The organism is Pseudomonas sp. (genome assembly GCF_035512415.1).
Taxonomy (GTDB): Bacteria; Pseudomonadota; Gammaproteobacteria; order Pseudomonadales; family Pseudomonadaceae; genus Aquipseudomonas.
Window position 1 is genome coordinate 183869 of the sequence record NZ_DATKDZ010000020.1, and the last position, 9263, is coordinate 193131.

Consider the following 9263-nt stretch of genomic DNA (forward strand, 5'->3'; position numbering starts at 1 on the left):
GGGGCTTATAGGCCCCCGCCTGCTTGAACCAAAAGGTGTGAAATGGCAGGCGCAAAAGAGATTCGCAGTAAGATCGCGAGCATCAAAAGCACGCAGAAGATCACCAGCGCCATGGAAAAAGTGGCGGTCAGCAAGATGCGCAGAGCTCAATCGCGCATGGCTTCTGGTCGTCCCTATGCCGAGCGTATCCGTCAGGTTATTGGCCATCTGGCCAAAGCCAACCCGGAATACCGCCACCCGTTTATGGTGGAACGCGAAGTCAAACGCGTCGGTTATATCGTGGTCTCGAGTGACCGTGGTCTGTGTGGTGGTTTGAACATCAACCTGTTCAAGGCACTGCTGAAAAATATGGCCGAATGGCGTGATGCCAAGGTCGAAGCAGACTTCTGCGTTGTGGGCGGCAAGGGCGCGAGCTTTTTCCGCAGCTACGGCGGTAATGTGGTTGCAGCCATCAGCAAGCTGGGTGAAGAGCCTTCACTCAACGACCTGATCGGCAGTGTCAAGGTCATGCTCGACGCGTATAGCGACGGCCGAATTGATCGCCTGTATCTGGTGTCGAACAAGTTCGTCAACACCATGACGCAGAGACCGGAAGTGCAGCAATTGCTGCCGCTGGCCGCGACCGAAGAAGAAGGCGTGCAGAAAGGGCTGTGGGATTACATCTACGAGCCTGATGCACAGTCGCTGCTCGATAGCCTGATGGTTCGCTTTATCGAATCCCAGGTGTATCAGTCCGTGTTGGAAAACAACGCGTGCGAACAGGCAGCTCGGATGATCGCGATGAAGAATGCTACCGATAACGCCGGTGACCTGATCAGTGGTTTGCAACTGGTCTACAACAAGGCGCGTCAGGCAGCGATCACCCAAGAGATTTCGGAAATCGTCGGCGGCGCTGCCGCGGTTTAAGAACGGTTCAAATATTCGAGGAACCAAAGATGAGTAGCGGACGTATCGTTCAAATCATCGGCGCCGTTATCGACGTGGAATTCCCGCGTGATCAAGTGCCGAATATTTATGAAGCGCTGAAAGTAGTCGGCGCCGAAACCACCCTCGAAGTTCAGCAGCAGCTGGGCGACGGCGTGGTACGTACCATTGCGATGGGTTCGACCGAAGGCCTCAAGCGTGGCCTGAACGTCGACAGCACCGGTGCAGTAATCCAGGTTCCGGTTGGGGTGAAAACCCTGGGCCGGATCATGGACGTACTGGGCAACCCAATCGACGAAGCCGGCCCGATTGGCGAAGAAGAGCGTTGGGGCATTCACCGCCCAGCACCTTCCTACGCTGAGCAGGCGAGCTCCAACGAACTGCTGGAAACCGGCATCAAGGTTATCGACCTGGTTTGCCCGTTCGCCAAGGGTGGTAAAGTCGGTCTGTTCGGTGGTGCCGGTGTAGGCAAAACCGTAAACATGATGGAACTGATCCGTAACATCGCCATCGAGCACAGCGGTTATTCCGTGTTCGCCGGTGTGGGTGAGCGTACTCGTGAGGGTAACGACTTTTACCACGAGATGAAGGACTCCAACGTTCTCGACAAGGTAGCCCTGGTTTACGGTCAGATGAACGAGCCACCAGGCAACCGTCTGCGCGTAGCACTGACCGGCCTGACCATGGCCGAGAAGTTCCGTGACGAAGGTCGTGACGTACTGTTGTTCGTCGACAACATCTACCGTTACACCCTGGCCGGTACCGAGGTATCCGCACTGCTCGGCCGTATGCCGTCGGCAGTAGGTTATCAGCCGACCCTGGCCGAAGAGATGGGCGTTCTGCAAGAACGTATCACCTCCACCAAGACCGGTTCGATCACCTCGATCCAGGCCGTATACGTACCTGCGGACGACTTGACCGACCCAAGCCCGGCGACCACCTTCGCCCACTTGGACGCCACTGTCGTACTGTCCCGTGATATCGCTTCCCTGGGTATCTACCCGGCGGTTGACCCACTTGACTCGACTTCGCGTCAGCTGGATCCGCTGGTTATCGGCCAGGAGCACTACGACACTGCTCGCGGTGTGCAGTACGTGCTGCAGCGTTACAAGGAACTGAAGGACATCATCGCGATCCTCGGTATGGACGAGCTGTCTGAAGAAGACAAGCTGCTGGTATCCCGTGCCCGTAAGATCCAGCGCTTCCTGTCCCAGCCGTTCTTCGTGGCTGAAGTATTTACCGGCTCGCCGGGCAAGTACGTCTCCCTGAAGGACACCATCGCTGGTTTCAGCGGCATTCTTAACGGCGACTATGACCACCTGCCAGAGCAGGCGTTCTACATGGTTGGCGGTATCGAAGAAGCCGTCGAAAAAGCCAAGAAGCTGTAATCGGTGCGCTCGGCAACGGGCGCTCACGTGAGGTTAGATATGGCCATGACAGTCCATTGCGATATCGTCAGCGCGGAGGGGGAAATCTTCTCCGGCCTGGTGGAAATGGTGATCGCACACGGCAACCTGGGCGACCTGGGTATTGCACCCGGCCACGCGCCTCTGTTGACCGATCTCAAGCCAGGCCCGATCCGCTTGATCAAGCAGGGTGGCCAGGCCGAGGTCTACTACATCTCCGGCGGCTTCCTGGAAGTTCAGCCGAATGTGGTGAAAGTGCTCGCCGATACCGTGCAGCGTGCTGCCGATATCGATGAAGCTGCTGCTCAGGAAGCCCTCAAGGCCGCCGAGCGTGCACTGCACGAGAAGGGCGCGGAGTTCGATTACGGTTCCGCCGCCGCTCACCTGGCCGAGGTTGCAGCCCAGCTGCGTACCGTCCAGCAGTTGCGCAAGAAGTTCGGCGGCTAAGGCTACCGGCTTCAATGCTGACAGGATAAAGGGTAGCCTTGGCTACCCTTTTTCTTTGCCTGTCATTTAGCAGGTAGCCCGGATGAAATCCGGGACGATCACCCCCGGATTGCATCCGGGCTACTCAATAGGATCTGCCCTCCATGTCGCTCGATATCGTTATCCTCGCCGCCGGCCAAGGCACCCGTATGCGTTCGGCCCTGCCCAAGGTGCTGCACCCGGTTGCCGGTAAATCCATGCTCGGCCATGTAATCGACACAGCCCGCCTGCTGAAACCGCAAGGCATTCATGTGGTGATTGGCCATGGTGCGGAACGGGTGCGCGAGCGACTGGCCGCCGATGACCTGAACTTCGTGCTGCAGAGCGAGCAGCTGGGCACAGGCCATGCTGTGGCCCAGGCCCTGCCGGCCTTGAGCGCCGAACGCGTGCTGATTCTCTATGGCGACGTGCCGCTGATCGAAGTGGAAACCCTGCAGCGCCTGCTGCAACAGGTCAGCGAGCAGCAGTTGGGATTGTTGACAGTCAACCTGAATGACCCGACCGGCTATGGCCGTATCGTTCGCGATGAGGCAGGTGTGGTGAAGGCCATCGTCGAGCACAAGGACGCCAGCGCCGAGCAGCGCCTGATCAGCGAAGGAAACACCGGCATCCTCGCCGTACCGGGCAAGCGCCTGGGTGACTGGCTCGGTCGTCTGTCCAACAGCAATGCCCAGGGCGAGTACTACCTGACCGATGTGATCGCCATGGCCGCGGCTGATGGCCTGGTGGTCGCCACTGAGCAGGCGACTGACGAGATGGAAGTGCTGGGGGCCAACGACCGCATCCAGCTGGCGCAGCTTGAACGGCATTATCAATACCGCGCCGCACGGCGGCTGATGCTGCAAGGCGTAACTCTGATCGACCCGGCGCGCTTCGACCTGCGTGGCGAAGTCACGGTGGGCCGTGATGTGTCGATCGATATCAACGTGATCCTCGAGGGCCAGGTGGTGATCGAAGATTTTGTTTCGATCGGTCCCAACTGCGTAATCAAGAACAGCACCTTGCGCCGTGGTGCCATCGTCAAAGCCAATAGCCATCTGGAAGGTGCCGAAGTGGGCGAGGGTGCCGATTGCGGGCCGTTTGCGCGTTTGCGTCCTGGTTCGGTGTTGGGAGCCAAGGCCCATGTGGGTAACTTCGTCGAGCTGAAGAACGCCGTGCTGGGCGAGGGTGCCAAGGCCGGCCACTTGAGCTATCTGGGCGATGCTGAAATCGGCGCGCGGACCAACATCGGTGCTGGCACCATCACCTGCAACTACGACGGTGCCAACAAGCATCGTACTGTGCTCGGTGAAGACGTCTTTATCGGTTCCAACAGCGCCCTGGTCGCCCCGGTGACCCTGGGTGATGGCACCACCACCGGTGCCGGTTCGGTGATTACCAGCGACGTGCCGGCCAACACTCTGGCCGTCGGCCGCGCCAAGCAGCGCAATATCGAAGGCTGGAAGCGGCCAACCAAGAAGTGATGCCGAGTAGGGTGGACATGGCGGAGCCTTGTCCGCCATCACCGCGCACTTGGTGGACAAGCCTTCGGCATGTCCACCCTACGTCGATTGCCACTTGACGAAAAAGCTTCATTAGGTTTTGATTCGCGCAATTATCTTTCGAATCGAAACTTAAGCATGTCGAAGCGCAATACACCGCAACGTCGCCACACCATTCTTGCCCTGCTCGCCGAGCAAGGCGAGGTGAGTGTGGATGAGTTGTCGAAAGCCTTCGCCACCTCCGAAGTGACCATTCGCAAAGACCTCGCCGCCTTGGAAAAGAGCGGCTTGTTGTTGCGCCGTTACGGCGGCGCGGTACCGATGCCGAAGGAATTGATAGGCGAGGCCGCGCAACCGGTGTCGCCCTATAAGCAGGCCATCGCCCGCGCCGGTGTGGCGCGGATTCGTGAACATGCGCGGATCATTATCGACAGCGGTACCACCACGGCGGCGATGATTCCGCAACTCGGCCACAAACCCGGCCTGGTGGTGATGACCAATTCGCTCAATGTGGCCCGCGCCATCAGCGAGCTGGAGCACGAGCCGGTGTTGTTGATGACCGGCGGCACCTGGGACCCGCATTCGGAATCCTTCCAGGGCCAGGTCGCCGAGCAGGTGCTGCGTTCCTATGACTTCGACCAGCTGTTTATTGGTGCCGATGGCATCGACCTGAACCGTGGCACCACCACCTTCAATGAGTTGCTCGGGCTTAGCCGGGTGATGGCGGACGTGGCCCGCGAAGTGGTGGTGATGGTCGAGAGCGACAAGATCGGCCGCAAGATTCCCAACCTGGAGCTGCCCTGGAGCGGCATCCATACCCTGATAACCGACGAACGCCTCAGCCCTGAGGCCCGTGAACAATTGACCGAGCGTGGCATCAAGCTGATCTGCGCGGCTGTTGAAACTTAAGGAGAAGACTATGTGTGGAATCGTAGGCGCAGTCGCCGAACGCAATATCACCGCCGTGCTGGTTGAAGGCCTCAAGCGCCTGGAATACCGCGGCTATGACAGCGCCGGTGTAGCGTTGCTGAATGATCAGGGCGAGCTGCAGCGCAGCCGTCGGGTGGGCAAGGTCGCCGAGCTGCAGAGCGCCCTTAACGAGCAGCCCCTGGCGGGCCGTCTGGGCATTGCCCATACCCGCTGGGCCACCCATGGCGCGCCGAGCGAGCGCAATGCTCACCCGCATTTCTCCGGCCAAGAGTTGGCGGTGGTGCACAACGGCATTATCGAAAACCATGAAGAGTTGCGCGTTCGCCTCAAGGGGCTGGGTTACGTGTTCACCTCGGACACCGACACCGAAACCATCGTCCACCTGCTCGAGTACACCCTCAGGAGCCACGCCGACCTGGCCGATGCTCTGAAAGAAGCGGTCAAGCAGCTGCATGGCGCTTACGGCCTGGCGGTGATCAGTACCAAGCAACCGGATCGCCTGCTCGCCGCCCGCAGCGGCAGCCCATTGGTGATCGGTCTGGGCCTGGGCGAGAACTTCCTCGCCTCCGACCAGCTGGCGCTGCGCCAGGTCACCGACCGCTTTATGTACCTGGAAGAAGGCGATATCGCCGAGATCCATCGCGACAGCGTGCAGATCTGGGATGCCTCCGGCCAGCCGGTGCAGCGCGAAAACGTGCAGTACCACGAGGGTGCGGAAGCCGCCGACAAGGGCGAATATCGCCACTTTATGCTCAAGGAAATCCATGAGCAGCCCAAGGTGGTGCAGCGCACCCTGGAAGGCCGCCTGGGCACCAATCAGGTGCTGGTCCAAGCCTTCGGTCCGCAAGCCGCCGAGCTGTTCGCCAAGGTGCGCAACGTGCAGATCGTCGCCTGCGGCACCAGTTACCACGCCGGTATGGTCGCCCGTTACTGGCTGGAAGAGCTGGCCGGGATTCCCTGTCAGATCGAAGTGGCCAGCGAGTTCCGCTACCGCAAAGTAGTCGTGCAGCCCGACACCCTGTTTGTCAGCATCTCCCAGTCCGGCGAAACCGCCGACACCCTGGCTGCGCTGCGCAACGCCAAGGAAAATGCACCGGAGAAGGGCGGCTATCTGGCCAGCCTGGCCATCTGTAACGTCGGCATCAGCTCGCTGGTGCGCGAATCCGATCTGACCCTGCTGACCCAGGCCGGCCCGGAAATCGGCGTGGCGTCGACCAAGGCCTTCACCACTCAGCTGGTGGCGCTGATGCTGCTGACCCTGTCTCTCGGCCAGGTGCATGGCAGCCTGGACAAGGCCTTGGAAGCCGAGCTGGTTGACGAACTGCGCCGCCTGCCAACCCGTCTGGGCGAAGCCCTGGCCATGGACAGCGTGGTGGAGAAGGTTTCCGAGCTGTTTGCGGGAAAACACCATGCGCTGTTCCTCGGCCGTGGCGCGCAGTACCCGGTGGCGATGGAAGGGGCGCTCAAGCTCAAGGAAATCTCCTATATCCACGCCGAAGCCTACCCGGCTGGCGAGCTCAAACACGGGCCATTGGCGCTGGTGGACAGCGACATGCCGGTGGTCACCGTGGCACCGAACAACGAGCTGCTGGAAAAGCTCAAATCCAACCTGCAGGAAGTCCGCGCCCGTGGCGGCGAGCTGGTGGTGTTTGCCGACGAGCAGGCCGGCATGAGCAACGGCGAAGGCACCCACGTGGTGAACATGCCGCATATCCACGACGCCTTGGCCCCGATCCTCTACACCATCCCGCTGCAGCTGCTGTCCTACTACGTCGCCGTACTCAAGGGCACCGACGTCGACCAGCCGCGCAACCTGGCGAAGTCGGTCACCGTCGAATAGCCGCCGCCGGCGCGCCCCGCGCGGACGTGCTCGGCCAGCGTCATGCGCGGCGCGCGTCTGTGCTGCCGGTAACCCTTCCTTAACCGCGCCGGTGGATCGTGGGGGTCAGGCCGGCCACCGACGCTCCCGGGCGCGTGATCGTAGCGCGGGACCTGCCGGGGCAGCCATCCACCTCCAGCCCCATGAGGCGGTCATGACCGACACCTTCGCTCCCGCCGCCAGCTTTCCGGCCGATGTCAGCGCGCCCGAGGCGGTGTCGGAACGGAATTCCCTGGCGAGCCTGTTCAGCGCCCTGTCGGAAGACGATGCGGCGTCGTTTCGCTATCTGCTGGTGCTGCGCTTTCTGGTGCTGAACCTGGTCGCGGTCGCCCTGCTCGGCGCCGCATGGCTCAAGGGCTGGGTCGCGGCGGTGTTCATTGGCGACATGACGCAGCTGGTCACGGTGATCGCGCTGGTGTTCGCGGTCGGGCTCGCCAGCTGCGCGCGCAAGATCTTCCTGACCAGCAGCGAGCTCAACCAGCTGACCGATCCGCGCGGTCAGCGCTCGGGGCGCGTGATGCGCTACCTCGCCGGCCTCGAAAGCCGCGACGGGCAGAGCCGGGCGCTCGCCGCCTCGGCGCTCAAGCTCAAGCTCGGCGCGCGCATCGCGTCGATCCGCCATCTCGCCAACAGTTTGGTGTTCCTCGGCCTGATCGGCACCGTGATCGGCTTCATCATCGCGCTCTCGGGCATCGATCCCAATGCCGCGGCCGACGTCGATTCGATCGGGCCGATGGTGTCGACGCTGATCAGCGGCATGTCGGTCGCGCTCTACACGACGCTCGTCGGCGCCATCCTCAACGTTTGGCTGATGGTCAACTACCGCCTGCTGGAAGGCGGCACCGTCACGCTGGTGACCACCATCGTCGAGCTGGGGGAGCGCCATGCAAGGGCTTGATCAGCTCGACGACGAGGATGGCGCGACGGTCTTCCGCGATGTCATCATGCTGGCTCTCGCGGGCTTCGTCGCGATGGTCGTGCTGCTGCTGCCGCATCTCAATCCGCCCGGCAAGGCGGCGCTCGACAACAGCCAGCCGCCGGGCAACGTGATCGTCGAGCTGCGCTGGCCGGACGACATCGACAGCGACATCGACCTGTGGGTCGAGGCGCCGGGCGACGTCCCGGTCGGCTACTCGAACAAGGGCGGGCAGATCTTCAACCTGTTGCGCGACGATCTCGGCCGGCGCGCCGACGCCACCGAGATGAACTACGAGGTGTCCTACTCGCGCGGCATCCCGGCCGGCGAGTACACCGTCAACGTGCACCTCTATCGCAACACCGCCGGCGTCCTGCCGATCCCGGTCACCGTGGTGGCGAGCGTCAAGAAGTCGGCCAAGGAATCGGCGCGCCAGCTGCTCGCGTCCAAGGTCGAGCTGACGCGCGAGGGCGAGGAGCTCACGGTGTTCCGCTTCCGGCTGTCGGAGGAGGGCGATCTGGTGCCCGGCAGCGTCCACAGCCTGCAACGCAACCTGCGTGCCTGGAGGTCGTCATGACCGAGCTCACCCAGCTGTTCGCGGTGATCGCGGTGCTGACCGGCGTGATCACCAGCTTCAGCGTCTGGGCGCCGCGCCGGCTGTGGCTCAAGGCCTCGGCGTTCGCTTTCGCGCTGCTGTTCCTGCCGGCCGCCTATGTCGGCCTGAGCCGCCTGCTCAGCATGCCGAAGCCGGCGCAGCTGGAATGGTGGCACGCCCAGGCCGAGGAGGCCACGGTGCTCGCTTCGAGCTTCCGCGAGAACGAGGCGATCTATCTGTGGCTGCAGATGGACGAGCTGCCCGAGCCGCGCGCCTACGCCCTGCCGTGGAACCGCGATCTCGCCGAGCAGCTCCAGGCGGCGCAGCGCGAGGCTGCCGAGAACCAGACCCAGGTGCAGATGCGGCTGCCGTTCGAGCGCTCCGAGGACGACCAGGAGCCGAAGTTCTACGCCATGCCGCAGCCGGCGCAGGCGCCCAAGGACCTCGACCCCGGCCCGCCCCAGTTCCACCGCCGGCAGGCCCAGGACGACGCCTGAGACCAGGCGCCGCAGGTCACACCGACCAGGGTCCGCGTCGAGGCTGCGCGCCGCTCCGGCCGAAATGGCTGGTCGCGGCGCGCCAGGGCGTCCACCGGAGCGCGCCCCGGCGGGCCCGCCGCGGCTGATCTGGCCACCCGGCCGCCCAC

The 9263-nt window shown here is 62.5% G+C and carries 9 protein-coding genes; all 9 read left to right on the top strand.

The window, feature by feature from the left end:
• Positions 1-42: 42 nt before the first annotated feature.
• Positions 43-906 carry a F0F1 ATP synthase subunit gamma gene (atpG, locus tag VMP31_RS10785; protein WP_325506910.1) on the top strand — a complete coding sequence of 288 codons (864 nt, stop codon included), beginning with the start codon at positions 43-45 and terminating at the stop codon, positions 904-906.
• Between the two features lie 29 nt (positions 907-935).
• The gene (gene atpD / locus VMP31_RS10790; RefSeq protein WP_325506912.1) at positions 936-2312 is read left to right on the top strand and encodes a F0F1 ATP synthase subunit beta; all 1377 of its coding nucleotides are present in this window, start codon (positions 936-938) and stop codon (positions 2310-2312) included.
• Between the two features lie 39 nt (positions 2313-2351).
• Complete coding sequence (locus VMP31_RS10795) at positions 2352-2777, top strand: F0F1 ATP synthase subunit epsilon (protein WP_160343051.1); 426 nt, start codon at positions 2352-2354, stop codon at positions 2775-2777.
• 143 nt (positions 2778-2920) lie between these two features.
• Positions 2921-4279 (top strand): bifunctional UDP-N-acetylglucosamine diphosphorylase/glucosamine-1-phosphate N-acetyltransferase GlmU, encoded by a 1359-nt coding sequence (gene glmU, locus VMP31_RS10800; RefSeq protein ID WP_325506914.1) that lies wholly within the window; start codon positions 2921-2923, stop codon positions 4277-4279.
• Positions 4280-4435: 156 nt separating this feature from the next.
• Positions 4436-5206, top strand: coding sequence for a DeoR/GlpR family DNA-binding transcription regulator (locus VMP31_RS10805; protein WP_325506916.1), 771 nt, complete (start codon positions 4436-4438; stop codon positions 5204-5206).
• A gap of 10 nt (positions 5207-5216) precedes the next feature.
• Positions 5217-7067 carry a glutamine--fructose-6-phosphate transaminase (isomerizing) gene (gene glmS, locus VMP31_RS10810; RefSeq protein WP_325506918.1) on the top strand — a complete coding sequence of 617 codons (1851 nt, stop codon included), beginning with the start codon at positions 5217-5219 and terminating at the stop codon, positions 7065-7067.
• Positions 7068-7260: 193 nt separating this feature from the next.
• Entirely contained in the window at positions 7261-8004 is a 744-nt protein-coding gene (locus VMP31_RS10815) for a MotA/TolQ/ExbB proton channel family protein (protein ID WP_325506920.1), read from the top strand.
• The gene (locus VMP31_RS10820) at positions 7991-8599 is read left to right on the top strand and encodes a hypothetical protein (RefSeq protein ID WP_325506922.1); all 609 of its coding nucleotides are present in this window, start codon (positions 7991-7993) and stop codon (positions 8597-8599) included. The genes VMP31_RS10815 and VMP31_RS10820 overlap by 14 nt, the downstream gene beginning before the upstream one ends.
• Positions 8596-9114 (top strand): hypothetical protein, encoded by a 519-nt coding sequence (locus tag VMP31_RS10825; RefSeq protein ID WP_325506924.1) that lies wholly within the window; start codon positions 8596-8598, stop codon positions 9112-9114. Before VMP31_RS10820 ends, VMP31_RS10825 begins: the two co-directional genes overlap by 4 nt.
• Positions 9115-9263 lie beyond the last annotated feature (149 nt).